The 24,249-nt window shown below is 62.8% G+C and carries 22 protein-coding genes, 2 tRNA genes and 3 rRNA genes; 11 read left to right on the top strand and 16 right to left on the bottom strand.

All coding sequences use genetic code 11. From position 1 onward, the window contains the following. From LPB04_RS16260 to LPB04_RS16210, 11 genes are all read right to left on the bottom strand, one after another. Positions 1–390 carry a hypothetical protein gene (locus tag LPB04_RS16260; RefSeq protein WP_193685550.1) on the bottom strand — a complete coding sequence of 130 codons (390 nt, stop codon included), beginning with the start codon at positions 388–390 and terminating at the stop codon, positions 1–3. Positions 391–639: 249 nt separating this feature from the next. Continuing rightward, the gene (locus LPB04_RS16255) at positions 640–1,419 is read right to left on the bottom strand and encodes a molybdopterin-binding protein (protein WP_227496443.1); all 780 of its coding nucleotides are present in this window, start codon (positions 1,417–1,419) and stop codon (positions 640–642) included. After that, entirely contained in the window at positions 1,416–2,306 is an 891-nt protein-coding gene (locus LPB04_RS16250; protein ID WP_193685549.1) for a cytochrome b/b6 domain-containing protein, read from the bottom strand. Before LPB04_RS16250 ends, LPB04_RS16255 begins: the two co-directional genes overlap by 4 nt. Positions 2,307–2,472: 166 nt before the next feature. Then, positions 2,473–2,585: ribosomal RNA gene (rrf, locus tag LPB04_RS16245) — 5S ribosomal RNA — on the bottom strand. A gap of 122 nt (positions 2,586–2,707) precedes the next feature. Beyond that, positions 2,708–5,582, bottom strand: a 23S ribosomal RNA gene (locus LPB04_RS16240). 211 nt (positions 5,583–5,793) lie between these two features. After that, positions 5,794–5,869: transfer RNA gene (locus tag LPB04_RS16235), tRNA-Ala, on the bottom strand. A 21-nt stretch (positions 5,870–5,890) separates the two neighbouring features. Then, positions 5,891–5,967: transfer RNA gene (locus LPB04_RS16230), tRNA-Ile, on the bottom strand. 76 nt (positions 5,968–6,043) lie between these two features. Then, a 16S ribosomal RNA gene (locus LPB04_RS16225) occupies positions 6,044–7,578 on the bottom strand. The 16S, 23S and 5S rRNA genes sit together here with 2 tRNA genes alongside, the layout of an rRNA operon. Before the next feature lie 476 nt (positions 7,579–8,054). Further along, positions 8,055–8,369: a hypothetical protein gene (locus LPB04_RS16220; protein ID WP_193685548.1), complete on the bottom strand. Its 315-nt coding sequence runs from the start codon at positions 8,367–8,369 to the stop codon at positions 8,055–8,057. 104 nt (positions 8,370–8,473) lie between these two features. Next, the gene (locus tag LPB04_RS16215) at positions 8,474–9,481 is read right to left on the bottom strand and encodes a helix-turn-helix transcriptional regulator (RefSeq protein WP_193685547.1); all 1,008 of its coding nucleotides are present in this window, start codon (positions 9,479–9,481) and stop codon (positions 8,474–8,476) included. Next, positions 9,481–9,660, bottom strand: a complete 180-nt coding sequence (locus LPB04_RS16210) for a hypothetical protein (protein WP_193685546.1) — start codon at positions 9,658–9,660, stop codon at positions 9,481–9,483. Before LPB04_RS16210 ends, LPB04_RS16215 begins: the two co-directional genes overlap by 1 nt. A 204-nt stretch (positions 9,661–9,864) precedes the next feature. Here LPB04_RS16210 and LPB04_RS16205 point away from each other — a divergent pair, with 204 nt between their 5' ends. The 9 genes from LPB04_RS16205 to LPB04_RS16165 all read left to right on the top strand — a co-directional run bounded on the left by LPB04_RS16205 (position 9,865) and on the right by LPB04_RS16165 (position 16,820). After that, a complete protein-coding gene (locus LPB04_RS16205; protein WP_193685545.1) occupies positions 9,865–10,065 on the top strand; it encodes a hypothetical protein in 201 nt (66 codons plus the stop codon). A gap of 14 nt (positions 10,066–10,079) precedes the next feature. Next, the gene (locus LPB04_RS16200) at positions 10,080–10,592 is read left to right on the top strand and encodes a YqiA/YcfP family alpha/beta fold hydrolase (protein ID WP_193685544.1); all 513 of its coding nucleotides are present in this window, start codon (positions 10,080–10,082) and stop codon (positions 10,590–10,592) included. A 280-nt stretch (positions 10,593–10,872) separates the two neighbouring features. Next, positions 10,873–12,087 carry an ankyrin repeat domain-containing protein gene (locus LPB04_RS16195; RefSeq protein ID WP_193685543.1) on the top strand — a complete coding sequence of 405 codons (1,215 nt, stop codon included), beginning with the start codon at positions 10,873–10,875 and terminating at the stop codon, positions 12,085–12,087. Beyond that, positions 12,084–12,575, top strand: a complete 492-nt coding sequence (locus tag LPB04_RS16190) for a hypothetical protein (RefSeq protein ID WP_193685542.1) — start codon at positions 12,084–12,086, stop codon at positions 12,573–12,575. The genes LPB04_RS16195 and LPB04_RS16190 overlap by 4 nt, the downstream gene beginning before the upstream one ends. 29 nt (positions 12,576–12,604) lie before the next feature. Continuing rightward, positions 12,605–13,294 carry a hypothetical protein gene (locus LPB04_RS16185; protein WP_193685541.1) on the top strand — a complete coding sequence of 230 codons (690 nt, stop codon included), beginning with the start codon at positions 12,605–12,607 and terminating at the stop codon, positions 13,292–13,294. After that, complete coding sequence (locus LPB04_RS24080; protein WP_227496442.1) at positions 13,291–14,328, top strand: DNA translocase FtsK; 1,038 nt, start codon at positions 13,291–13,293, stop codon at positions 14,326–14,328. Before LPB04_RS16185 ends, LPB04_RS24080 begins: the two co-directional genes overlap by 4 nt. Before the next feature lie 94 nt (positions 14,329–14,422). Continuing rightward, on the top strand, positions 14,423–15,013 hold the full coding sequence (locus LPB04_RS16175) for an HD domain-containing protein (protein WP_193685540.1): 591 nt from the start codon (positions 14,423–14,425) through the stop codon (positions 15,011–15,013). A gap of 24 nt (positions 15,014–15,037) precedes the next feature. Then, a complete protein-coding gene (locus tag LPB04_RS16170; RefSeq protein ID WP_193685539.1) occupies positions 15,038–15,796 on the top strand; it encodes a class II aldolase/adducin family protein in 759 nt (252 codons plus the stop codon). Positions 15,797–15,938: 142 nt separating this feature from the next. Continuing rightward, on the top strand, positions 15,939–16,820 hold the full coding sequence (locus LPB04_RS16165) for a bile acid:sodium symporter family protein (protein ID WP_193685538.1): 882 nt from the start codon (positions 15,939–15,941) through the stop codon (positions 16,818–16,820). Positions 16,821–16,842: 22 nt separating this feature from the next. Here LPB04_RS16165 and LPB04_RS16160 read toward each other — a convergent pair whose 3' ends face one another. Further along, positions 16,843–19,059, bottom strand: coding sequence for a molybdopterin-dependent oxidoreductase (locus LPB04_RS16160; RefSeq protein ID WP_193685537.1), 2,217 nt, complete (start codon positions 19,057–19,059; stop codon positions 16,843–16,845). A gap of 272 nt (positions 19,060–19,331) precedes the next feature. On the opposite strand from LPB04_RS16160, the gene ftsZ reads away from it, so the two are divergent. Beyond that, on the top strand, positions 19,332–20,450 hold the full coding sequence (ftsZ, locus tag LPB04_RS16155; protein ID WP_307727200.1) for a cell division protein FtsZ: 1,119 nt from the start codon (positions 19,332–19,334) through the stop codon (positions 20,448–20,450). 26 nt (positions 20,451–20,476) lie between these two features. On the opposite strand, the gene LPB04_RS16150 is transcribed toward ftsZ, so the two are convergent. The 4 genes from LPB04_RS16150 to LPB04_RS16135 form a co-directional block, all read right to left on the bottom strand. Beyond that, a complete protein-coding gene (locus LPB04_RS16150) occupies positions 20,477–21,502 on the bottom strand; it encodes a hypothetical protein (protein ID WP_193685535.1) in 1,026 nt (341 codons plus the stop codon). A 6-nt stretch (positions 21,503–21,508) separates the two neighbouring features. Beyond that, complete coding sequence (locus tag LPB04_RS16145; protein ID WP_193685534.1) at positions 21,509–21,949, bottom strand: PGDYG domain-containing protein; 441 nt, start codon at positions 21,947–21,949, stop codon at positions 21,509–21,511. Positions 21,950–22,010: 61 nt separating this feature from the next. Beyond that, positions 22,011–22,700, bottom strand: coding sequence for a toll/interleukin-1 receptor domain-containing protein (locus LPB04_RS16140; protein WP_193685533.1), 690 nt, complete (start codon positions 22,698–22,700; stop codon positions 22,011–22,013). Positions 22,701–22,711: 11 nt separating this feature from the next. Beyond that, positions 22,712–23,581, bottom strand: coding sequence for a Tll0287-like domain-containing protein (locus tag LPB04_RS16135; protein ID WP_193685532.1), 870 nt, complete (start codon positions 23,579–23,581; stop codon positions 22,712–22,714). A gap of 337 nt (positions 23,582–23,918) precedes the next feature. Here LPB04_RS16135 and LPB04_RS16130 point away from each other — a divergent pair, with 337 nt between their 5' ends. Next, positions 23,919–24,233 carry a hypothetical protein gene (locus tag LPB04_RS16130; protein ID WP_193685531.1) on the top strand — a complete coding sequence of 105 codons (315 nt, stop codon included), beginning with the start codon at positions 23,919–23,921 and terminating at the stop codon, positions 24,231–24,233. Positions 24,234–24,249 lie beyond the last annotated feature (16 nt).

Genomic DNA, 24,249 nt, shown 5'->3' with positions numbered 1-24,249 from the left:
TCAGTTTTCCGGTGCATCCACGATCAGCTCGGGCCGCAAGGCGCGAATCCGGATTTCGGTGAAATAGCCGCCAGCCTCGTTATACCGCAGGTAGTGCCGGTGACAGTCCAGGCAGCGTACGACGGCGCAGCGGTTGTACGGATAGAAGCGCATGGCGATCGGGGCAGTTGCGCTCTCGTAGCGTGTCCCGGCCGGGTGGTACTCCGCAAACGTCGGTTCGTCGTAGGGATCGTCGAACAGGAAGCCCACCTCCTCCAGGCGTACGGCTTCCAGCGTCAGCGGCAATGCACGCCATGCTGCGAGCGATTCCTTGTTGCAGCTGCAGGGCATCGTTACCGTAGCCGATGCTTCGGCCAGACCCACCAATGTTTCGATATCGATTCTTTGCATCGTTGACCCGTCAGTTTGCTGGACTCCATTGTAAGCGAACGGACTTGCCGCGGTTCGACCCTCCTCATTCCTGGTGGCCTGGTTGCATGATTGCTATTTTTCCCGGTTTCGTTAGCGTCCGGTTTTTTTGTTGGCTTGAATTTCCTCGTTGGTTAGTTACATTTCTTGGTGAAGTAGTCCATGCATTCCTCGACCGGCCCATGAATGTTCGAACTGACCCGGCCGCAGCAACGCGCCAGGAAGCGATGGCTAGATTCCCGCGTACCACTCGTACCCGCGGTCTTCCCAATAGCCGCCCTTGCCGCCGCGGACCTGGTCCAGCCGCTCCACCACATCGATTCGCATCAGGTACTTGGCCTGCTTGTAGCCGAGCTGGCGCTCGACGCGCAGCCGCAGCGGCGCCCCATTCTTCACCGGCAGCGGCTCGTCGTTGAGCCCATAGGCGAGGATCGTCTGCGGATGGCCGGCCTCGACCAGGTCGATGCTTTCGTAATAGGTCGACCCGGGCGCCTGCAGATCCGAGCCATCCATCGGGTCGGCGCAATGAAACACGACGTAGCGCGCCGCCGGCAGCGGCCCCGCGCGCAACAGCAGCTGCCGCAGCGGGACACCGGTCCACTTCCCTATCACGCTCCAGCCCTCGACGCAGTCATGGCGCGTGATCTGCGTGCGCGACGGCATCCCCCGCAGGTCGGCCAGGCTGTATTGCGCCGGGTGCGCGACCAGCCCGCCGACCCGCAGCCGCCAACTGGCGAACCCGTCGGCCAGCAGTTGCCGGTACAGGCCGCTGTCGGGCATCGCGGTGCCGTTACTGCGGAACACGTCGGCGATGTCGTCTTCGGTAAATTCCTGCGCCATGGCGTCCACCCCGGTCAGCAGCGCCTGGGCGCGCTGGCTCAGGAACTGGGCCTTGCGCAGCATGCCGTTCAATTCGTCATTGCCTGCCAGGCGATCGCAGCCGGCTAGAACGCCCGGCAGCGCCGCGCCGGCGGCCAGCCGCAGGAAGCGCCGCCGCGCAGGCATGATCATGGCGCCCTCCCCTTGCGCTCGCCTGCGTGTTCCTCCTCCGGCAAACGGTAATAGCCCGTGATCATCGAGCGCAGGTTGTTCCACAGCCCGGTCACGATCACCTCGAACACGTGCACGACGACAAAGGCGAGCAGCAAGCACGCCGCCAGGAAATGCAGCGTGCGCGCCGACTGCCGCCCGCCGAGGAGGTCGACCCAGCCGCCGAACAGGGCGTCGAGCCGCGGCGACATGCCGAGGCCGGCCAGCACGATCAGCGGCAGCAGCACGAATATCACGCCAAGGTAAGTCAGGTTCTGCAGCACGTTGTAGCGTTTGGCGGCCTCGCCGGCCGGATGGCGAAACAGCAGGTGGTCCTTGAGCGAGCCGCCGATCCCGCGCAGCTCGGTTTTGCTCGGCACCAGGTCACGCCGCAGGTGGCCGCTGAAGACCGTGTATCCCACGTACGCAATCCCGTTGAGCACGAATATCCAGGCGAAGAAGAGGTGCCAGTTGCGCGCCGTCGCCAGGTATTGCGGACCCGGGATCGTGGCCCAGGAGGGGAACGCGCGCTCGCTCGGTTGCGCCTCGCCCGCGACGTGCGACGCCCCCAGTACGCCGTCCGTATTGAAGACGCGCTTACCGATCCGTGTGACGCCCTGCGGTTCGCCATCGGGGCCAGGCCGGGCAGTGATCGACAGCAGAGGAGCGTCGAAGTCGGAAGCCTTGCCCCAGTACAGACGCGGATGGGCGTTGAAGATGCCGAGCCCGCTCATCAGCATCAGGAAAAAGCTGACGACGTTAATCCAGTGCATGATGCGGATCGGCAGCCGGTGCCGGTAAAACAGCCGGCGCTCGCCTGCCGTGGCTGCGGCCGCGCCCGGTATTGTCTGCGGGTGGAAACGATGCATGGCTTGTCTCCGAAAACCTGGTGTCCTGCGATCGTTCGACCGCCGGGAGCAAGGAAGGTTGCTGGAGCGATCAGGATTGTATTGGACCCGAGCCTGCGGCGGTTTCCATACGACAGACGAAAAAAAACCCGCTCAGATCACTGAGCGGGTTTTTTCTTTATAACTAGCCTGACGATAACCTACTTTCACACTGGTTGCAGCACTATCATCGGCGCAAAGTCGTTTCACGGTCCTGTTCGGGATGGGAAGGGGTGGGACCGACTTGCTATGGTCATCAGGCATGACTTGTACGAAGCGCAGTTCAGTGAACTGCGGCCCGGAATCTGGAGGAAGTAAAGTTTGGGTAGTGTGATCAACAAACAGCACACTGTAATCGATTGAACTATACCTGCTAAGGTTATAGGGACAAGCCGTACGGGCAATTAGTACTGGTTAGCTTAATGCATTACTGCACTTCCACACCCAGCCTATCAACGTCCTGGTCTCGAACGACCCTTCAAGGAGCTCAAGGCTCCGGGAAATCTCATCTCAAGGCAAGTTTCCCGCTTAGATGCTTTCAGCGGTTATCTCTTCCGAACTTAGCTACCCGGCAATGCCACTGGCGTGACAACCGGTACACCAGAGGTTCGTCCACTCCGGTCCTCTCGTACTAGGAGCAGCCCCCTTCAAATTTCCAACGCCCACGGCAGATAGGGACCAAACTGTCTCACGACGTTTTAAACCCAGCTCACGTACCACTTTAAATGGCGAACAGCCATACCCTTGGGACCGGCTACAGCCCCAGGATGTGATGAGCCGACATCGAGGTGCCAAACTCCCCCGTCGATATGAACTCTTGGGAGGAATCAGCCTGTTATCCCCAGAGTACCTTTTATCCGTTGAGCGATGGCCCTTCCATACAGAACCACCGGATCACTATGTCCTACTTTCGTACCTGCTCGACTTGTCGGTCTCGCAGTTAAGCACGCTTATGCCATTGCACTATTAGCACGATGTCCGACCGTACCTAGCGTACCTTCGAACTCCTCCGTTACACTTTAGGAGGAGACCGCCCCAGTCAAACTGCCTACCATGCACTGTCCCCGATCCGGATAACGGACCAAGGTTAGAACCTCAAACAAACCAGGGTGGTATTTCAAGGATGGCTCCACGAGAACTGGCGTCCCCGCTTCAAAGCCTCCCACCTATCCTACACAGATTGGTTCAAAGTCCAATGCAAAGCTACAGTAAAGGTTCATGGGGTCTTTCCGTCTAGCCGCGGGTAGATTGCATCATCACAAACATTTCAACTTCGCTGAGTCTCGGGAGGAGACAGTGTGGCCATCGTTACGCCATTCGTGCAGGTCGGAACTTACCCGACAAGGAATTTCGCTACCTTAGGACCGTTATAGTTACGGCCGCCGTTTACTGGGACTTCAATCAAGAGCTTGCACCCCATCATTTAATCTTCCAGCACCGGGCAGGCGTCACACCCTATACGTCCACTTTCGTGTTTGCAGAGTGCTGTGTTTTTATTAAACAGTCGCAGCCACCAGTTTATTGCAACCCTTTCACCCTTCCACAGTAAAGTGGTCAAGCTACCGGGGCGTACCTTTTCCCGAAGTTACGGTACCAATTTGCCGAGTTCCTTCTCCCGAGTTCTCTCAAGCGCCTTAGAATACTCATCTCGCCCACCTGTGTCGGTTTGCGGTACGGTCTCGTATGACTGAAGCTTAGAGGCTTTTCTTGGAACCACTTCCGATTGCTTCGCAGCACAAGGCCGCTCGTCCCACCCCCTTGAATTCCGCGCCCGGATTTGCCTAAGCGCCTTCTATGAGGCAGAAACTGACTATTCCAACAGTCAGACAACCTTCCGCGATCCGTCCCCCCATCGCATCATACGACGGTGCAGGAATATTAACCTGCTTCCCATCAGCTACGCATCTCTGCCTCGCCTTAGGGGCCGACTCACCCTGCTCCGATGAACGTTGAACAGGAAACCTTGGGCTTACGGCGTGGAGGCTTTTCACCCCCATTATCGCTACTCATGTCAGCATTCGCACTTCTGATACCTCCAGCATCCTTCACAAGACACCTTCGCAGGCTTACAGAACGCTCTCCTACCATATGTCAAAGACATATCCGCAGCTTCGGTGACTGGCTTAGCCCCGTTACATCTTCCGCGCAGGACGACTCGATCAGTGAGCTATTACGCTTTCTTTAAATGGTGGCTGCTTCTAAGCCAACATCCTGACTGTTTTAGCCTTCCCACTTCGTTTTCCACTTAGCCAATCTTTGGGACCTTAGCTGGCGGTCTGGGTTGTTTCCCTCTTGACGCCGGACGTTAGCACCCGACGTCTGTCTCCCAAGCTCGCACTCATCGGTATTCGGAGTTTGCAATGGTTTGGTAAGTCGCAATGACCCCCTAGCCATAACAGTGCTCTACCCCCGATGGTGATACTTGAGGCACTACCTAAATAGTTTTCGGAGAGAACCAGCTATTTCCAAGTTTGTTTAGCCTTTCACCCCTACCCACAGCTCATCCCCTAATTTTTCAACATTAGTGGGTTCGGACCTCCAGGGCGTGTTACCGCACCTTCATCCTGGCCATGGGTAGATCACTTGGTTTCGGGTCTACACCCAGCGACTGTCGCCCTGTTCGGACTCGATTTCTCTACGGCTCCCCTATTCGGTTAACCTCGCCACTGAATGTAAGTCGCTGACCCATTATACAAAAGGTACGCCGTCACGGAACAAGTCCGCTCCGACTGTTTGTATGCACACGGTTTCAGGATCTATTTCACTCCCCTCCCGGGGTTCTTTTCGCCTTTCCCTCACGGTACTGGTTCACTATCGGTCGATTACGAGTATTTAGCCTTGGAGGATGGTCCCCCCATGTTCAGACAGGATTTCTCGTGTCCCGCCCTACTTGTCGTACGCTTAGTACCACCGGTCTGATTTCGTGTACGGGGCTATCACCCGCTATGGCCAACATTTCCAGGTTGTTCCACTATCAGTCCGACTATCACGTACAGGCTCTTCCCATTTCGCTCGCCACTACTTTGGGAATCTCGGTTGATTTCTTTTCCTGCAGCTACTTAGATGTTTCAGTTCGCCGCGTTCGCTTTGCATACCTATGTATTCAGCATGCAATGACCTAAAAGGTCGGGTTTCCCCATTCGGAAATCTGCGGATCAAAGTGTGTTTGCTCACTCCCCGCAGCTTATCGCAAGCTACTACGTCCTTCATCGCCTGTAATCGCCAAGGCATCCACCATGTGCACTTATTCGCTTGTCCCTATAACGTTAGCCCCTGGTTACTCACCAGGGAGCGCTATAGTTCAAGGAGTACAGCTTGTTGCATGTTTGTTGATTCTTACTACTACCCTAAGTGTGCATTTTTACGTGCACGCTTAAAAAAACTTTACTTCTTCCAGATTGTTAAAGAACAGAACAACAGTGATCTCGAAAAGATCAAACCTAAATCTAACGACTTACGTTTGAGCTTTTGGTGGAGGATGACGGGATCGAACCGACGACCCCCTGCTTGCAAAGCAGGTGCTCTCCCAGCTGAGCTAATCCCCCTTATTGGGTTTGCCAATAACCTGGTAGGGCTGGTTGGACTCGAACCAACGACCCCCGCGTTATCAACACGGTGCTCTAACCAGCTGAGCTACAGCCCCGAAACTGTGTTCTTTGTTCAACAGTCGATAAGTGTGAGCGTTTGGTGACTGGGTTCAAGACCCGGTGCTACTCTAGAAAGGAGGTGATCCAGCCGCACCTTCCGATACGGCTACCTTGTTACGACTTCACCCCAGTCACGAATCCTACCGTGGTAAGCGCCCTCCTTGCGGTTAAGCTACCTACTTCTGGTAAAACCCGCTCCCATGGTGTGACGGGCGGTGTGTACAAGACCCGGGAACGTATTCACCGCGACATGCTGATCCGCGATTACTAGCGATTCCAACTTCACGCAGTCGAGTTGCAGACTGCGATCCGGACTACGATACACTTTCTGGGATTAGCTCCCCCTCGCGGGTTGGCGGCCCTCTGTATGTACCATTGTATGACGTGTGAAGCCCTACCCATAAGGGCCATGAGGACTTGACGTCATCCCCACCTTCCTCCGGTTTGTCACCGGCAGTCTCATTAGAGTGCTCAACTGAATGTAGCAACTAATGACAAGGGTTGCGCTCGTTGCGGGACTTAACCCAACATCTCACGACACGAGCTGACGACAGCCATGCAGCACCTGTGTTCAGGTTCCCTTTCGGGCACGCTCAGATCTCTCCAAGCTTCCTGACATGTCAAGGGTAGGTAAGGTTTTTCGCGTTGCATCGAATTAATCCACATCATCCACCGCTTGTGCGGGTCCCCGTCAATTCCTTTGAGTTTTAATCTTGCGACCGTACTCCCCAGGCGGTCTACTTCACGCGTTAGCTGCGTTACCAAGTTAATTAAAACCCGACAACTAGTAGACATCGTTTAGGGCGTGGACTACCAGGGTATCTAATCCTGTTTGCTCCCCACGCTTTCGTGCATGAGCGTCAATCTTGACCCAGGGGGCTGCCTTCGCCATCGGTGTTCCTCCACATCTCTACGCATTTCACTGCTACACGTGGAATTCTACCCCCCTCTGCCAGATTCAAGCCTTGCAGTCTCCATCGCAATTCCCAGGTTGAGCCCGGGGCTTTCACGACAGACTTACAAAACCGCCTGCGCACGCTTTACGCCCAGTAATTCCGATTAACGCTTGCACCCTACGTATTACCGCGGCTGCTGGCACGTAGTTAGCCGGTGCTTATTCTTCAGGTACCGTCATTAGCAAAGGATATTAGCCCCTACCGTTTCTTCCCTGACAAAAGAGCTTTACAACCCGAAGGCCTTCTTCACTCACGCGGCATTGCTGGATCAGGCTTGCGCCCATTGTCCAAAATTCCCCACTGCTGCCTCCCGTAGGAGTCTGGACCGTGTCTCAGTTCCAGTGTGGCTGGTCGTCCTCTCAGACCAGCTACTGATCGTGGCCTTGGTGAGCCTTTACCTCACCAACTAGCTAATCAGATATCGGCCGCTCCAGGAGCATGAGGTCTTGCGATCCCCCACTTTCATCCTTAGATCGTATGCGGTATTAGCGTAACTTTCGCTACGTTATCCCCCACTCTTGGGTACGTTCCGATATATTACTCACCCGTTCGCCACTCGCCACCAGGGTTGCCCCCGTGCTGCCGTTCGACTTGCATGTGTAAAGCATGCCGCCAGCGTTCAATCTGAGCCAGGATCAAACTCTTCAGTTCAATCTCTGTTTGTTGACATTTCTGTCACCGCTATTGCTAGCGGGTCGCTCACTCAAAATACTGACCGTCATCTCATTGCTGAGACAACGTATTTCTTTTTTGTGAACATTTGATAATTTAAGTAATCAAGAACCGAAGCTCTTGGCACCTTCATCAAACGCCCACACTTATCGACTGTTAATTGTTAAAGAACTTGTTCGGTACTGCTTGCTACTTGTCGACAAATCGTTTTGTTTGTCAGCAGCAGAGAAGCGAGATTATGCAGTGTTTCGCGTTCGTCGTCAACTCATCGTTTTCTACAGCGCATCCAATTTCTCGGAAGTTGCCAACTCAAGCAACTGATGTCGTTGAGTTTTCCTGCGCTGCAAAAGCAGGAGACGCACTATAGCAAACCAGGCGACAGCACGCAAGCCATGAAATGCCGGTTCGCTTTCACGAAATCGCCCCCCGCAAAACGCTCGGCCAGATGGACGGTTTCAGGCCAGGCGCGGACAGGCTGCCCGCAGCGCCAGGGGCGCGGCGCCGGCTGCCGTGGACGGCGTAAGATCGTAGCCCCACATGAAGAGTGCGGCCTCGAGGCGGCGGCTCGCGGCCGTGCCCGAGCCGAAGACGGTGCCGGGATTCGCTTCCAGGACCGCCCGGAGGATCCAGCTTGCGCGCAGGTTCCATTTTGCGTGCGCACGTGGCCGCGCACCCAGCAGCGGAAACCCGCCCGGGCCTGGCCGAGGATTGCGCAGCTTGCGCCGCGCCGCCCCCGGATCCTCCTTGGCCGCCATGCAGGGAAAGCGCAAGCCAGCGGGGACAGGCCGTTGGCCGGCCCAGGCGGCGACGAACCATGCCAGCGCTCCCGCCACCCGGCTGTCGTAGATCACGGTCGGCGCGGTTTTCCGCTGGTTCAGGCATAGGCCGCCGTCATGCGCCGCGCAATGCCGGCCAGTTCCTCGCGCAGGCTCGTTGGCTCCTGGATCACCACCCCGTCCCCGAAGCCGAGCAGCCACCACACCAGCGATCGGGTATTCGGTACCGTGGCCGCCAGGTGCAGGCATCCGGCGTCGTCGGCGGTCAGCACCTGGTCGGCGCTGAGCGGCGTTTCGAACAGGTGTTCGCCGGCAGCCCGGCTGAACACCGCGCGCAGCGTGATCGGCGCACCCGCGATCACCCCGAACTGCCCGGATGCGATGTAGGCGTCGATGTCGAAACCGGGCTTGCGGCGCCCCGCTTCGTACGACACCTCGGCCTGCTGCACCCGGTGCAGCGCCAGGGTACGGACATCGTCGTAGTGACCGAACATGCACACCAGGTAGACCAGGCCGCCGCGCTGCACCACGGCCAGCGGGTGCACCGCGGGATACACCGTCGCCACGTCCGCATCCCGCTTGCGATAGTGGAGCCTGAGCTGGCGGTCCTGCATCAGGGCGAGGTACACGAGGCGCTGGCATTCGTCGTCCATGCGCGGCGGCAGCAAGGGCTGCTGGGGTGGCACGCTGCGCACCTTGTTCAGCCAGGCCCGCGGGGGCGAGGCGTCGTCCACCGCCGACAGCGTGCGGGCGGCCGACTGGAAGTGCGGGCGCAGCGCATCGACCGCGCTCGGCGGCAGGTGGTGTTGCAGGTGCTGCTCGACCAGGGCCAGCGTCAGCGCTTCGGGCAGGCTCAGCCCGGGCAGGTCGAAGCTCGATGCTTCGCGCAGCCAGCTCCAGCCATAGGGTTTGTCACGGCTGTCGACCACGATCGGAAACACCTCGGACAGTTCCTTCAGGTCGCGCTCGACCGTGCGCTTGGCGACCTCGAAGCCGGCCGCGCACAGGCGCTCGCACAGGTCCCTGGCCGACACTTTGAGCGGCGCCCGCGGCACCATGCGCAGCATGTGCCACTGGCGCAGCAGCGATTGCTGGTTGGTCGCCATCAGGACAGCTCCGCCCGGCGCGCCCGCAAAGCCGCCTCGAGATGCGCGGCCTCGACATGCGCGGCCTCGACCGTCGCATGGGCAAGCGCCGGGGCAGCGAAACGCAGGGATTCGACGTCGCGGGCGCCCCGCCCTTGCGTGCGCGCGATCGCGTCGATGTGTTGGATCAGTGCAGGCATGTGCGATCAGGCAGCCGGTTGGCGGCCGTGCGTGTGTTCAAACTGCCATCTTAGCAAAAATATTTCCAATAAGAAATGTAGTCTGCCTCCCAGCTCGACAGTCTGCCGGCGTGGCGCGACAAGGACCGTCGCAGGCGCGCTGCGACGTCGCCTGTCGCCCCCCGTCGCTACACTGGCCACCCGATCAACGGCACGGAGCCCGACATGACAAGACAGACACTGACCGATGCACGGCACCACACCGCCGGCTACATCGACACCGCCGCCGACGGCAGGCAGACCGCCAGGGATGTGCGCCTGCATATCGTCGGCTACTACGACCCGCGTACCGACAGCACGCGCGACGCGCGCCTGCACACGGTCGGCCACGGCAACATCCTGGCCTCGCTGATCGCCTGCCTGTGAGCGCGCGCACGCCGATGAACAAGGGATTGATCCACTTCGTGCACGGGAAGGAAAGCGGGCCGGCCGGCGCCAAGATCGCGGCACTGGCGGCGGTGGCATGGCAGCAGGGCTGGGACGTCGCCAGCCTCGATTACACGCACACCGCCGATCCGGCACTGCGGCTGGAACAGTTGAGAAAGGCCTGCAGCGTCCTCGACCGGCCGCTGCTGCTGGTGGGATCGAGCATGGGCGGTTGGGTGGCCGCGGAAGCGTCGGCCTGGCTCGACGCGCACGGCGTGTTCCTGCTCGCCCCCGCCGTGTACATGCCGGATTATCCGACCCAGGCCCCGGCCCTGCTGGCCACCCATGCGGAGATCGTGCACGGCTGGGACGACGACCTCATCCCCTGCGAGCACGCGATCCGCTACGCACGCCTGCGCGGCTGTACCCTGCACCTGGTGCAGGGCGACCATCGCCTGAACCACCGCATCCCCTTGCTGCGCGAACTGTTCGGCGCTTTCCTGTCACGCTGCTCCGCATCCGCCTGAGCCGCCCCGGGAAGAATCCCTGCCAGGCTGGCGGCCTGCCCTGCCGCACGGGCTGCAACCGTTGCGGCACGGCGGCGCGCGGCGAATTGATACGATGACATTTTGTTTCAGGTAGGCAATAATAATGAAATACCCCATCATCGATCGAGGCCGCGAACCATGAGTTCCCGCGCGCCGGCCGTGCTGCGACATCCGTTGTCGCCACGCCGGCCTATCATGTTCCCGTTTCAGTGGCCGCTGCCTGTGGCGGCCGCGCCATCCCTTTCCAGGACCCGACAACATGTCCGATCTCCGCTGGTACCTGCCCCTCGAACACTGCAGCACGCTCGACGACATTCGTGGCAACTGGCACGAACTGCTCGAGCGCAGCCAGATGGCGCCGTTCCACAACGTTCCGCGCTACGAGGATGCCATGCTGTCTTTTCTCGGCACCAGCGCATTGGCGCCCTGCCTGAAGCTGGCGGCCGTGCTGGCATGCGGCTCCGCATTCGATTTCGACTTCCGGCTCGCCGTCGGCCTCCTGAAAGAGCAGATCGACGAACTCGACGCGCCCTGGCCAGAGGCGGTCGCCGCCGCGGTTAGCGACAACGGCCCGGCCCTGCCGGTCGCCGCATCCGATGCCTGGCTCGGCGCCTTCATCGCGGGCCGCCTCGCGGGCCTGCGCGAAACCTTCGGCCACGACGGCACACGCGCAGACGACTGGCGCGCCGCGTTCTGGAACCGGTACCTGGAGATGGCGTGCCGCCACGCCGATCCCGAAGGCGTCGCACTGGCGCTCGCGCACGGCGCCGACCCGCGGGCCGATGGCCACGCAGCGATCCTGACGCCCGCCCAGGGCGTGCACAGCCGTTTCCTGCCTGAATCGGGCCATCTCGCGCCCGGGCGCACCAACCACGACTACCAGAACATCCTGCTTCGGTTGCTGGAAGGCGGCCTGGCGTGCGCCGACATGCTCACGGTGGCGCTGCCGGCCGCCGCTGCCGCCGACAACACAGGCATGCTCGACTTCCTGCTGGCCCAAGGGGCCGACATCCGCGCCGACGGCGCCCGCGCCCTCGCGGCCGCCGCCAGGAACATGGCGCAAGAGGCAGTTGCCTGGCTGCTGGGGCATGGCGCGAACGTGCATGCCGACGGTGGCGCGGCACTGCTTGCCGGTGTCGCCTCGCTGGATGCCACCACCGTCCGGATGCTGCTTGCCGCCGGCGCCGACCTGCAGGCCGCAGGCAGCCTCGCGTTCCGTACCGCGCTCGCTTCGCGGCCGCACGATCTTTACTCGGACGAGTCCGACCTGGTGGCAGAGCGCGCCGACATGCTCGTCTTCCTGCTCCGGCAGGGAGTGCGCCCGGCCGGCGCGGACCTGCGCGACGCCGGGGACAGGCTGGATGCAAGGCGCGTGACCGAGGCGGCCGCAGGGCACGAAGGCATCACCCCCGCCGACGCGGAACTGCTGCGGACACTGGCCGGGCTGGCCTGGGGGCCGGAGGGCGCCCGATGAGCTACGATTTCGCGGAGCACCTGCACCTCGACGGCACGGTCTATTCGCTCCAGTCCTTCCCGCTCAACGACTGGCTGGCGTCGCTGTCGCCCCGCCCCCGCTTTCGCCCCTGGCCAGGATGCTCCAACGGTTACCGCGCCACCTGGGAGGTGGCGGAACGGGACAGCGGCCGCGTACTGTATCTCACCGAACTCAAGGCGCCGGTGGAGGACCTGCTCGCGCAGCTGTTCGGCCGGCCCGATACGCCGCTGGCGGCAACCTGGTTCAGCGGGATGCTCCGGGGTACCCGTGGACCCATACGGCGCACCGGCTACCCGCCCCACACGTTCACCGACGACGAAATCCATCTCGAGATCGTCTCCGGCAGCGTGGTACGCGAATGGGTGCTCGACCTGCGCGGGGTCCCTGACCAGACCGACGACGAATTGCGCCTGTCGCTGCCCCGCTTTCTTTGGGGGCCGCGCCTGCGTGGCGAATCCCCGGACTGAATTCGATCGACTCATTCCCGACCAGGACGATGATGCACACAGCGCCAGACGAGATACTCCGCGAAGTACGGGACCTCCACCAGTTCATCCTCGCGCTGCTCGCGAGTCCCGACAAGACAAGATGGCACTGGCCATCGTACTACCTGCTGTACGTCGACATGGACCGCATGGCCTGGCGTCTCCGGGGGACAAGGACCGTGTTCGCCGACGAACCGCTGTTCGGGAAGGCTGCCGGGTTCGCGGCAGGACCGCGCCCGGTCGCCGGGCAGGCCGAAGCGGTGGACGACGCGTTTGCGGACCTCGGCAAAGCGCAGGGATCGATCGTGGGCCGGTTGTGGCACATGTCGCGCAACACGCTGACCGTCATCGAGGACAAGCAGCTGCGGCAGCGAATGCGTGCGCACCTTCATCCGAAAAGCGAGTGGTACCAGGTATTCCGCTCGGACTACTGCCCGGGCCGTGTGTCGGCCGACGGCCGGACGCTCGAAAGGAGCATCCTGAAGACCGATCCGGAACCGCCGGATCGGATTCACGATCTCGGAGAAACGAATCTCCACGTCCACCAGACCTTCGACATCGGTACCGACGCGGCGCGCAATTTGCTGGCTCAAGCGGTCGCCAGGGTGGAGGACGAGCACGCCCGCGTGTCGCGTGCAATGGCGGACTGTTTCCTCGCGCACTGCTCACTCGAAGCGCTCCTGCATCCGTCATCCGTATGAAGGGGAACGGACCGTTTGCAGGCAGCTTCGTCGAACTCCACGAGGTCGGCGCCGATGGCCATGCCGCCGCGCCGGAGATGATCCCCGTGCAGGCGCCGGCACGCAGCGGCACCCCGATCCTGGTGATCGCCGCTGGCCCCTTTGCGTACGCTGCGGCAAGCGCGCAGGCGGTACGCATCGCAAGGCGGCACACCGGCGGCGCGCTGCGCCTTGCCGTCGTCGAGATCGAGGACGGGCCGGTCGCGCCGGACGAAACGCACCGGGGCGAACTCGAGGCCGCCTTCGATGCCGTGGTGGCCGTGACGCGGGGACGGCGCCGGCAGCTAGTGAGCCGCCTGCTCCGGACAATACTGAGACGCGACGGACAGGACCAGCCGGTCGGTTGCGACTGGGACGACGTCAGCCACATCCTGGGAACTTCGCGCGGGGCTGCAGTTCGTTTCGGATGCGGACACGCTACGGGCGGCACGCGTGCCTCGCTTGCGGCCCTGGAGGCGATCAGGCAGGCCGATTCCCGAGGCCCGGGTCTGCGCGCCGCGCATGGCGTCTGCGTCGGCATCCGCGCTGCCTCGACAACGATAGGCGGCAGCGAAATCAAGGAAGCGATCCATCTGGTCCGTGCCCGGGTCCATCCACGCGCCGCGATCACGATGTCGATCGGATCCGAAAGTGCCCTGGAAGACGGCGCATTCGAAGTCGACATCTTTGCCTTCGGACAGTTCGACGCAGCCGAACTTGCGCGGCAAGGCACCGGCGCCGACGATGCGCTGCCGGATCAAGCTGCCGATCCGGAGGCGCCGGGGCAAGGAAAGGAAGCGTTGCGCGATCCGCTGTATGGCGCCGCCCGATCGCTCGTGATACGTAGCCAGCGTGCGTCGATTTCGCTGGTTCAGCGGCACCTGCGCATTGGCTATGGACACGCGTGCCGGCTACTGGAGAGCATGGAGGGCGATATCTTGTCCGCCCCCGGCGAGGATGGGAAGCGTACGGTGCTGGTGCCGGGCCAGACGCCGCAGCATTCGTGGCGCCCGTGAATAAAAAAATTACAACCTCAAAGCGCTACCTGTCATACCATCGGTAGAGAACCACAGCGGTTCTTTCCAGAACAAGAAACAGGAGACGACAACCATGAACTTGCGCGCAAGTTTCAGCAACATGAAGGACAGTACCCGGGAAGACTGGCAGCTGATCGGCCAGGAATTCGTGCCCTATACAAAAGCCCTGCCCGACCGCATCATGGCCCACCTGAAGATCCTCGAGGGCGACTACGGCGGCTTTCCGGTCGACCGCTATACGCACTCGCTGCAAACCGCGACCCGGGCCTTGCGGGATGGGCGGGACGAGGAATACGTGGTCTGCGCACTGCTGCACGATATCGGGGACACACTGGGCAGCTTCAATCACCCCGATATCGCGGCGGCCATCCTGAAACCTTTTGTGACCGACGCCAATCACTGGATGGTGCAGAACCACGGCGTATTCCAGGGCTATTATTTTTTCCATCACCTGGGCTTGAACCGCGAGATGCGCGACCAGTTCGCGGGCCACCAGTTTTACGACTACACGGCCGAATTCTGCGACCTGTACGACGCGCCGGCATTCGACAGGCAGGCGGAAACACTGCCGCTCTCCGAATTCGAGCCGATGCTGCGCCGCGTATTCGCCAAGCCGCGCCGCAGTATTTATAAGACGGATACGCCTGCCGAACAATCGGCCTGAACCCACATCACCGGAGAAACCCGCATGCATATCCCTTCTCTTAAAGACCAGGTCAGCGCCGACGAGTGGCAACTGCGATGCGATCTGGCCGCCTGTTACCGGCTCGTTGCGATGTACGGCTGGAGCGACCTGATCTTCACGCATATCAGTGCCCGGGTGCCCGGGCCCGAGCACCACTTCCTGATCAACCCCTACGGAATGATGTTCGACGAGATCACCGCATCGTCCCTGATCAAGGTCGACCAGGACGGCAACAAGCTTTCCGAGTCGCCCTTGCCGGTCAACCGCGCCGGTTTCGTCATCCACAGCGCCATCCACGCCGTGCGCGACGACGCGCAATGCGTGATTCATACCCATACCCGCGCCGGGGTGGGCGTCAGCGCCCAGCGCAATGGCGTGTTGCCGATATCCCAGCAATCGATGTTCGTTCTCGCCTCGCTCGCGTATCACGACTACGAAGGCGTCGCGCTGCACGATGCCGAAAAGCCGCGCCTGCAGGACGACCTGGGCATGGCCAATTTCCTCATGTTGCGCAACCACGGCTTGCTGACGGTCGGCGCCAGCATCCCCGATGCCTTCCTGTCGATGTACACCTTCGAAAGCACGTGCCAGATCCAGCTGGCCGCACAATCGGGCGGCGCCGAACTGGGAATGATCGCACCCGAGATCCTGGGCAGCGCCGCCGAAGCGCTCAGGGCCCAGACCTCGGGAATGGGCGGAGCCTTCGCCTGGCCTGCGCTGCTACGCAAGCTCGACCGCGTCGACGACAGCTACCTGACCTAACCCGTCCTGACCCGGGCGCGCGCGACGGCCCTTCCCTCACCCCGCCTGCGTCCCCGATGGCGGGCCGAGGGACGGGCCGGCTCGCTCGCTCTACTGGTTCGTGTGATTTGTTCTTTCCCATACCAACAACAAGGAGACATGAATGAGCAGTTTTATCACGCTGTTACCGACCCTGCTGATCGGCGCACTCGCCCTGATCATGTTCGGACTGGGCCTGTCGCTCACCCTTGCCGACTTTCGCCGCCTGCTCGGCCATCCCAAACCGGTGGTGCTGGCACTCGTGCTGCAGGCATTGGTGCTGCCTGCAGTCTGCTACGGCCTGATCGTGGCGCTGGACGTGTCACCGGTGTACGCCGTCGGCCTGATGCTGCTCGCGGCCTCACCGGGCGGCGTATCGGCAAACCTGTACAGCCATCTTTTCGGCGGCAACGTCGCAATGAATATTTCGCTGACGGCCATTAATACGGTGCTGTCGATCGTCAGCCTGCCCCTGATCGGCAACTTTGCGATCAATACCTTCGCCAGGACCGGCCAGGTCGTGCCCATGCAAACCGGTAAAGTGATCGAGGTGATCGGCATCGTGCTGGTGCCGGTGGTGATCGGCATGTTCGTGAAAAGCCGGGCGCCGGCGTTTGCCGCGCGCTCGGAAAAACCCATGAAGGCTTTTTCGATAGTGGTCCTGGCCGCGCTGGCACTGATCGCCATGGCCAAGGAGTGGACCTCGCTGACCGCTTCGTTCGCCTCGATCGGACTGGCCGTCATTGCCTTCAACGCAATCAGCCTCGGACTGGGTTACTACGTGCCGCGCCTCATGGGGCTGGACAAGCCGAATGCGATCGCGATCGGCTACGAAATCGGCATCCACAACTCGACGCTGGCGATTTTTGTCGCGGTATCGGTGCTGGGCGACTTCAAGCTGATGGTACCGGCGGCGATCTACTCCGCCAGCATGTACGTGCTGGCGACGGCCTTCGGTTTTCTCGTGCTCGGCAGGCAGCCGGCCGTGGTACTAGCGCGGGCCTGATTCGGTTCCGGCAGATGGCGCCTCAGAGCGGCGCCATCTCTACTGCCACGCCCGACAGGACTGCGTTACCCGACAAGGGGTCGCGCAGGTTTTCGTCGAGCAGCGCGTTCAGGTTGACACCGGGCCGCCCGGCCGCCACGCCGAGCCGGGTGCCGGCCAGGTCATGGCCCCAGCCATGGGGCAGGCTGACCACGCCGGGCATCATCTCGTCGCTCACTTCCACCTGGACGTCGATGCGGCGCTCGCCGTTCCGCAGTTGCGCCATGCCGCCGTCAAACAGGCCGAGCCGGGCGGCGTCGACCGGATGAACCAGCGCCGTGCAGCGGTAGGCGCCCTTGGCCAGCGCCGGGAGGTTGTGCATCCAGCTGTTGTTGGAGCGCAGCTGGCGCCGGCCGACGATCACGAGATCCGGTGCGGGCGCCGCGAGGTCCGCCGCCACGCGCGCCAGGTCATCGAGCAGCATCGGCGGGGCCAGCTCGATCTTGCCGGACGGCGTGCGCAAGGCTTCCGGGATGCGCTGCGTCATCGGTCCCAGGTCGATACCGGACGGCGCCTGCCTGATCTTGTCCAGTGTGAGGCCGGCGGGCATACGGCCGAACCCGTCGCCGTAAGGGCCGGTGCGCAGGGCCAGGTCGAGCAGGCGCTCCGGCCCGCGCTGCGGGGCCAGCGCCGCCATCACCTGCGCGGCGGCCGGACCGAACAACTTGTCGAGCTCCTGTTCCAGCGCGGCGGCGTCGAGCGCCTCGATGTCGGTACTCGCGCCCTGCCCCTGCGCGATCGCGGCGATGCGCAGCAGGCTTTCCCACTCGTCGGGCTGGCCGGGCTGGCGCGGGAGCACCGGCGGGCTGTAGCGCGCGTGATTCCGGTGCGAGAACTGGGTGAAGCTGACGTCGTAGTGCGCGTCCTCCAGCGGTGACGGTCCGGGCAGGATCACGTCGGCGTGGCGCGAGGTTTCGTTGAGGTAGATGTCGAGGCTGACCATGAACTCGAGCCCGTCCAGTGCGGCGGCCAGGCGCGGGCCGTTGGGGCTTGACAGCACCGGATTGCCGGCGATCGCAATCAGCGCCTTGACCTGTCCAGGGCCGGGTGTATCGATTTCCTCGGCCAGGCAGGTGATCGGCAGCTCGCCCGCCACCTCGACGGCACCCGACACTCGCGAGCGATGGCGGCCGCTGACGACCCCGCGACCGGCGCCCGGCTTGCCGCGCGTGTTGGCGGCAAATGCCGCGGCCTTGGGAAACATGGCGCCGCCCTCCTCGTCCAGGTGGCCGGTCAGGACATTGATCACATCGATCAGCCAGGAGCACAGGGTGCCGAACTGCTGGGTGCAGGTGCCGATGCGGCCGTAGATGGCGGCGCGCGGCGTGGCGGCGAGCGTACGGGCCAGGCCGCGGATGGTGGCGGCATCGATGCCGCAGCGCGCGGCAACGCGTTCGGGCACGTAGTCCCGCACCGCCGCGGCAAGTTCCTCGAACCCGTTGCAGTGCGCGGCCAGCCGGCCCGGCCGCACCAGCCCTTCCTCGAACAGCGCCTGAACCATGCCGAGCAGGAAGAAGACATCGGCGCCGGGACGTATGAAATGGTGTGCATCGGCTACCTCGGCGGTCTCGGTGCGGCGCGGGTCCACCACGACCATCCTGCCGCCGCGCGCGCGCAGTGCTTTGGCCTTGCCGCGGAAGTCCGGCACGGTCCACAGGCTGCCGTTCGATACCATCGGGTTGGCGCCGAGGATCAGCAGGAAGTCGCAACGTTCGATATCGGGGACGGGAACCGACAGCCAGCTGCCGAACATCAGACCGACGGACAGCATCTTCGGCACCTGGTCCACGCTCGACGCCGAGAACATGTTGCGGGTGCCGAGCGCCCTGGCCAGGCGCGGGAAGTAGAGCATCAGGCTCATCTTGTGCGAGACCGGGTTGCCCAGCACGGTCGCCACCGCGTCCGGTCCTCCCGCCGCGATGATGGGCGGCAGGCGCCGCTCGATTTCCGCATAGGCCTCCATCCAGCTGGCTTCGACGAACTTGCCGTCGCGCTTGATGAGGGGCAGGCGCAAGCGGTCGGGGTCGTCGTGCAGGTCCTTCAGGCCGATGGCCTTGGGGCAGAGGAAGCCCTTCGAGAACACGTCATTCCGGTCGCCGCGAATGCGGACGACGCGGCCCTCCTCCAGGTCCAGTTCGAGGCCGCAACTGGCCTCGCAGAAGGGGCAGATGCGGTGGGCGACTGCGGTCGAACTTGTCATGGCGACCCTTTAAGAAGGAAAACCGAACGGTCGTTCGATTGTGGTCAGGGATGATCGAATTGTCAAGCAATGCGGTTGCCCCGCTGGCCTGCCAGCCTTTCGCGATGATTGCACGGGCTCTTACAAATGGTTTCGATTGAATCGTTTACAGGCTTTATCGTGCGCGCCTCAGCAAGTAGTCTAACGGGCTCGGCATGCGTCACCTCGTGCCGCAGCTGGTGCGCGGCAGGTGCGCGGCCGGCCGAACGCTATTTCTTCAAACGGAGTCTTCCTTGTCCGAATCTATAATTCCCACCCCGGCGACGGTCATCAAAATCATCGGTGTCGGCGGTGCCGGCGGTAACGCCGTCAACCATATGGCATCCTCCGGACTGTCCACCTTCGAATTCATTTGCGCGAATACGGACGCGCAAGCCCTGTCGAATACCCGCACCGAACAACGCATCCAGCTCGGCGAGAGCGGCCTGGGCGCCGGCAGCGACCCGATGGTCGGACGCGAAAGCGCCACCCGCGAACGCAACCATATCGCCGAGGCGCTCAAGGGCGCCGACATGGTCTTCATCACCGCCGGCATGGGCGGCGGCACCGGCACCGGCGCCGCTCCCGTGGTCGCCGAAGTGGCGCGCGAGCTGGGCATCCTGACCGTCGCCGTCGTGTCGAAGCCCTTCGAATTCGAAGGCCCGCGGCGCATGCGCGTGGCCGAGGAAGGCATCGCGGCGCTGGCACGCTGCGTCGACTCGCTCATCATCGTCCTCAACAGCCGGCTCGAGGAAGTGCTGGGTGAGGACGTCACGCAAAAACAGGCCTTCGCCGCCGCCGACGAGGTGCTCAGCAAGGCAGTGACCGGCATCGCGGACATCATCGCCGTGCCGGGGATGATCAACGTCGATTTCGAGGACGTCCGCACGGTGATGCGCCAGACCGGCATGGCAATGATGGGCACTGCCCAGCACGCCGGCGACGACCGCGCCGCCAGGGCGGCCGAAGAGGCCATCGCCTGTCCGCTGCTCGACGGCGCCAACCTGCGCGCCGCGCGCGGGGTGCTGGTCAACATCGCCGCTTCCGAGGAAACCTTGATGCTGCGTGAAACCAAGCTCGTGATGAACACGATCTGCGCCCAGACCAACGAGGACGCCATCATCAAGTTCGGCGCGGTCTTCGACGACACGCTGGGCGACGCAATGCGCGTGACGGTGGTGGCCACGGGCCTGAACCGGCCCAGCGACCTGGCGCCGGGAACGAGACGGCCATCGATTGCGCGCCCGGGCACCCAGCCGCATTCGGTCCTGCGCCAGAACGCGGTGCACGCGCCGGTCCGGCTGGCGTCGGCCCAGCAGACTGGATCGATGTCGCGCCAGTCCGCTGAACGGACCGATGAGGATACCCGGTAAGGCCGCCTGGCAGCATACCCGGGGCTTCAGCCCAGCGGCAGATGGTGCGGACGCACGAGCATATGCCAGTCGCGGTGCTCACCGAGAATCAGGCCCAAGCCGCCCTCGATGCCCGCGCGTACCCTGGCCTCGTCGCCTTCGGCATGGGCGGCCATGATGGCCGCCCTGCGCTGCCCCAGCTCGGCGGAGAGCCGGCGCGCCGTCGCGGCCAGGCGGTAGGACTCGGTCTGCGCCAGCGCGCCATGCAGCGACGCCCCGAGCGAGGGGAAGAAGATGGTGACGAAGGACAGCCACATCGAATGGACGGCGAGGTGGGCAAGCGCGCCCCCCAGCGTCAGGACGAACAGGCAGGCATTGATCTTGTGAACGCGGTGCATCAGGGCCTCGCTGCGTAGCGCCAGGTGGTCGTGGTAACCGCGCTGGGCGTCGAACTGGGCGACGGCCCAGTCCACGTACTGCCCGACAAAAGCGGGACTCGACCATGCGCCGCGCAGCGTGGCGGCGACGGCGGGCTCGTGGCGGGCGCACAATGCGTTGATCGCCGGGCTGTCGGAAACATGCAGCGCGCCTGCTCCCAGCCGGGCATACCAGCTGGGCGAGGTGCCTGCATGCGCAGGGACGGCCAGCGGCGCCACCAGCGGCAGGTAGCGTGCCAGTTCGGCCTCGGTGCGGCTGGCCAGCCACTGTCCTTGCCAGTCCTGGCGGTGCCCGCGCCGATACAGCAATCCCAGCACGGCAATCAGGACCACTTCCAGCACCGCCCAGTACGGTGCCCAGGCATGCATGGCATGCCGTCCGTTGTCCCAGCCGAGGGCCAGGGGCATCACGGCGCACAGCACCGCCATGGCGCTCAGCAGATACAGCCCCCAGAATGCGCTGCGATAGCGGTTGCCGGACCTGATCGCACGGTTGTTGCTGGCTTCCTGCGCAGGCGCGATCGCGCTCACCAGGTCGGCGATGGCCGCTGGCGGAGCCACGGCCGGCAGTTCAGCCGCCGCAGGAAAGCGCACGCCGAGGAGCAGCAGTGCCTGGATACGCTGATGAAATGCCATAAATCCCTAGTCGAGCATGGTGTAGGTCGCGGCAAAGATCTCGGCACCGACGATACCGAAGTGGCCGTCGCCATAGTCGAGGAGCCAGTCGCCCGGCTGGCCGGACAGGCGCGACACCCCGTCGCCAAGCACGACCGCGAACGGATCGGTCATCCGGACTGCCAGCGATGGGCGCGGCACGCTGTAGTAGGCGCCAGGCGGGCCCGCCGGCCGGTAACGCTGCTCGAAGGCTGCGCGCTCGATCGGCCACTGCTCGCCGGTCGGCGCGCTCACGACGGCGTCGCCGGCGCGGGCGCGGACCGGGCCCTCGCGGGTGTGGATCGTTTCCGGCTGCGTGGCGAAACGGACCATGACGCGCATGGCACGCTTCTGGACGCGCACAACGCCGGGTTCGCCGAGCAGCGCAGGCGCACCGCCGCCCGCTCCGGCCGAATGAAATTCGCGCATCTGCATTCCCCCTGCTTGCCGTGGCGCCCGACCCGCAGATGTGCTGACGCAGCGCCTGCGCTCACTCATATCTGCCCTGGCAGCGCACGATGAAGGACTTGCGCTCAGCCGCATCGTCGATTTCATCGGCCAGCCTGGCAATGAGTTCCGCCGGCCCGGCCGCCGCGGGCGCCATGCGCCGCACCAGCACCTTCGCAATCGGACCGATCAGCCTGGCCAGGTGGCCCTCGATCCTTTCGAGCACGGCGCTGTCGATGGCGGCGGTAGCCGGCACGGGCGCCGGCGGGCGCTGCGGTGGCCTTGGCGCAGCGGACGTCAGGTCCGCCGACGTGTCCGGCCCCGTTGGCGGACGCCCGAGAAGCACGGACAGGCAGTCGCGCAACTGACCCAGATGGAAGCCGAACTCACCATCGATCGCGTCGAGCCAGTGCTGGGTGCTGATGAAATATTCCAGGCTCTTGGACAGGGGCACGTCCTCGATACGCAGCGGAAGTATATGCAGGCCCTTGTTCACGGCCCGCTCGACTTCCCGGCGCACCTGCGGAGAGCTGTTCGAATTCGACGAAAACACCAGCACCAGCACGCGCGCCGTATCGAGGGCGTCGATGATGGCTTCGGCCCAGTCCTCGCTGGGCCGGATATCGCGCGGCGCCACCCAGCATCGGATGCCGTGCGCTTCCAGGCTGTGGCAAATCGCGTCGGCGAATACCTTGTCGAAGTGCGAGTGACTGAGAAAGACGTCGTGTGCCATCCTGTCCCCGCTCAGCCCAGCATCGCCATGGCTTTTTCAAGGCTGCGGCGCATGCGGTTGAAGGCGTTGCCGAGCACCGCGATGTCGTCGTTGCCCCGGATGTCGAACGGTTCCACCTCCGCCTTCCCCGCGCTGACTGCGTCGGCGATCCGGGTGATCCTGCGCATGGGGCGCAGGATAAAGCGATAGATGACCAGATTGACGACCAGCAGCAGTCCGGCGAAGGTCGCCACCATCCCTGTCATGATCACATTGAACACGCGGTCAGCCTGCGCCATGGGCACAGCCAGCGGCACCGACACGATCTGGCTCCCGACTGTTTCGCCGAGTTTCCAGCCAAATCCATTGGCGTCGCCATACAGGGCGCGCATGGACGTTGGCGCGGCGGATGGCACGCTATGGCAGGCCAGGCACTGGGCGTCCCTGATCCGGATCGGCCGCGCGAGGAACAGCGATTGACCGGTCGGCGTCGCGCGCTCGCCCACCACTTCCTTCAGGTCGGGATGATCGCGCAGGTTACGCACGACGTCGGCCTCCCACTCCACCACGCGGTCGCGCGGATTGGTCGGGTTCAGCGTCGCCTCCTTGTAGCTGTACTCCTTGAATGCCGCCTGCATCCTGGAGAAACTCTGCGTCGCGGCATACGAGGGCACCGTCTGGGGCAGGAATTCCTTGTGGAGCCGCGCTTCCAGGAGGGGCTTGATCTCCGCACTGGTGTAGCTGCGCGCCGCCAATGCCGCTTCCATCATCAGGCTGGCGTGGCTCATCACTTCACGCTTCGCGTTTTCTTGCAATACGTTTTTGCTGATCAGGCCGGTTACCGTCAAGCCGGCACAAAACACCGCAGCCAGGGAAAGATTGACTTTCAGTAGGAGGTGCATGGCCTGCCTTCACGGAGATCGGCGATAGAAGATGTGCGAATCATAACATTCAGCTATTGCCATGCTAGCAAATATTATTGTTTGGGCATCAGATGCAGCTAGTCCCGTGGCGCTAACGCATCATGCGAGTCAATGTCCCTGTCACCGGCACTGTCGTTCGCCGTCGGGGATCAGGCCATCTCCTATGCCTTAGGGAAATATCCCACATCACCATAAAGAATTGGCGTCCGATGGTGCGCTGCACAATAATTGATCAGTCTGCCCTATTCTCCTCCAGGAAATAGACTCAGCCCGCGAGTTCGCTGGCGGGCTTCTCCACTCTAAAATTAAAGAACTGATGATGAAGAAATCGATCGCACTTATCTGCTTCGCCCTCTGCACCGGTGCCGGCTCCGCAGCCCAGGCCGCAAACAATGGCGACGCCGCCTGCACGCAGCTCTCTTCGGACATCGCTGCCCGGAGCGCCCTCTTCGTGAAAGTCGCCGACGCTGCGCCGGACCTGACCGACATTATTCCGTCGGCCCCTGCAGCCGTGCGTCAACGTGTCCACGACAAAACGCTGGCATTGCATAATATTGCCAATGAAATCTGGTCGTTGCGCACGCGCATGGCCTATCTTGATTGCACCCAGGCCGGGACCTTCGCTTACTGAGCGGCATCGCGCTGCA

Source organism: Massilia litorea, from assembly GCF_015101885.1.
Taxonomy (GTDB): Bacteria; Pseudomonadota; Gammaproteobacteria; order Burkholderiales; family Burkholderiaceae_D; genus Telluria; species Telluria litorea.
The sequence above is the reverse complement of the archived record's forward strand: the minus strand, read 5'-3'. Positions and strand labels throughout refer to the sequence as shown.

Coding starts and splice junctions, on each gene's coding strand:
- LPB04_RS16260 (WP_193685550.1), bottom strand. CDS start 390: ATGCAAAGAATCGATATCGAAACATTGGTGGGTCTGGCCGAAGCATCG.
- LPB04_RS16255 (WP_227496443.1), bottom strand. CDS start 1,419: ATGATCATGCCTGCGCGGCGGCGCTTCCTGCGGCTGGCCGCCGGCGCG.
- LPB04_RS16250 (WP_193685549.1), bottom strand. CDS start 2,306: ATGCATCGTTTCCACCCGCAGACAATACCGGGCGCGGCCGCAGCCACG.
- LPB04_RS16215 (WP_193685547.1), bottom strand. CDS start 9,481: ATGGCGACCAACCAGCAATCGCTGCTGCGCCAGTGGCACATGCTGCGC.
- LPB04_RS16210 (WP_193685546.1), bottom strand. CDS start 9,660: ATGCCTGCACTGATCCAACACATCGACGCGATCGCGCGCACGCAAGGG.
- LPB04_RS16205 (WP_193685545.1), top strand. CDS start 9,865: ATGACAAGACAGACACTGACCGATGCACGGCACCACACCGCCGGCTAC.
- LPB04_RS16200 (WP_193685544.1), top strand. CDS start 10,080: ATGAACAAGGGATTGATCCACTTCGTGCACGGGAAGGAAAGCGGGCCG.
- LPB04_RS16195 (WP_193685543.1), top strand. CDS start 10,873: ATGTCCGATCTCCGCTGGTACCTGCCCCTCGAACACTGCAGCACGCTC.
- LPB04_RS16190 (WP_193685542.1), top strand. CDS start 12,084: ATGAGCTACGATTTCGCGGAGCACCTGCACCTCGACGGCACGGTCTAT.
- LPB04_RS16185 (WP_193685541.1), top strand. CDS start 12,605: ATGATGCACACAGCGCCAGACGAGATACTCCGCGAAGTACGGGACCTC.
- LPB04_RS24080 (WP_227496442.1), top strand. CDS start 13,291: ATGAAGGGGAACGGACCGTTTGCAGGCAGCTTCGTCGAACTCCACGAG.
- LPB04_RS16175 (WP_193685540.1), top strand. CDS start 14,423: ATGAACTTGCGCGCAAGTTTCAGCAACATGAAGGACAGTACCCGGGAA.
- LPB04_RS16170 (WP_193685539.1), top strand. CDS start 15,038: ATGCATATCCCTTCTCTTAAAGACCAGGTCAGCGCCGACGAGTGGCAA.
- LPB04_RS16165 (WP_193685538.1), top strand. CDS start 15,939: ATGAGCAGTTTTATCACGCTGTTACCGACCCTGCTGATCGGCGCACTC.
- LPB04_RS16160 (WP_193685537.1), bottom strand. CDS start 19,059: ATGACAAGTTCGACCGCAGTCGCCCACCGCATCTGCCCCTTCTGCGAG.
- LPB04_RS16150 (WP_193685535.1), bottom strand. CDS start 21,502: ATGGCATTTCATCAGCGTATCCAGGCACTGCTGCTCCTCGGCGTGCGC.
- LPB04_RS16145 (WP_193685534.1), bottom strand. CDS start 21,949: ATGCGCGAATTTCATTCGGCCGGAGCGGGCGGCGGTGCGCCTGCGCTG.
- LPB04_RS16140 (WP_193685533.1), bottom strand. CDS start 22,700: ATGGCACACGACGTCTTTCTCAGTCACTCGCACTTCGACAAGGTATTC.
- LPB04_RS16135 (WP_193685532.1), bottom strand. CDS start 23,581: ATGCACCTCCTACTGAAAGTCAATCTTTCCCTGGCTGCGGTGTTTTGT.
- LPB04_RS16130 (WP_193685531.1), top strand. CDS start 23,919: ATGATGAAGAAATCGATCGCACTTATCTGCTTCGCCCTCTGCACCGGT.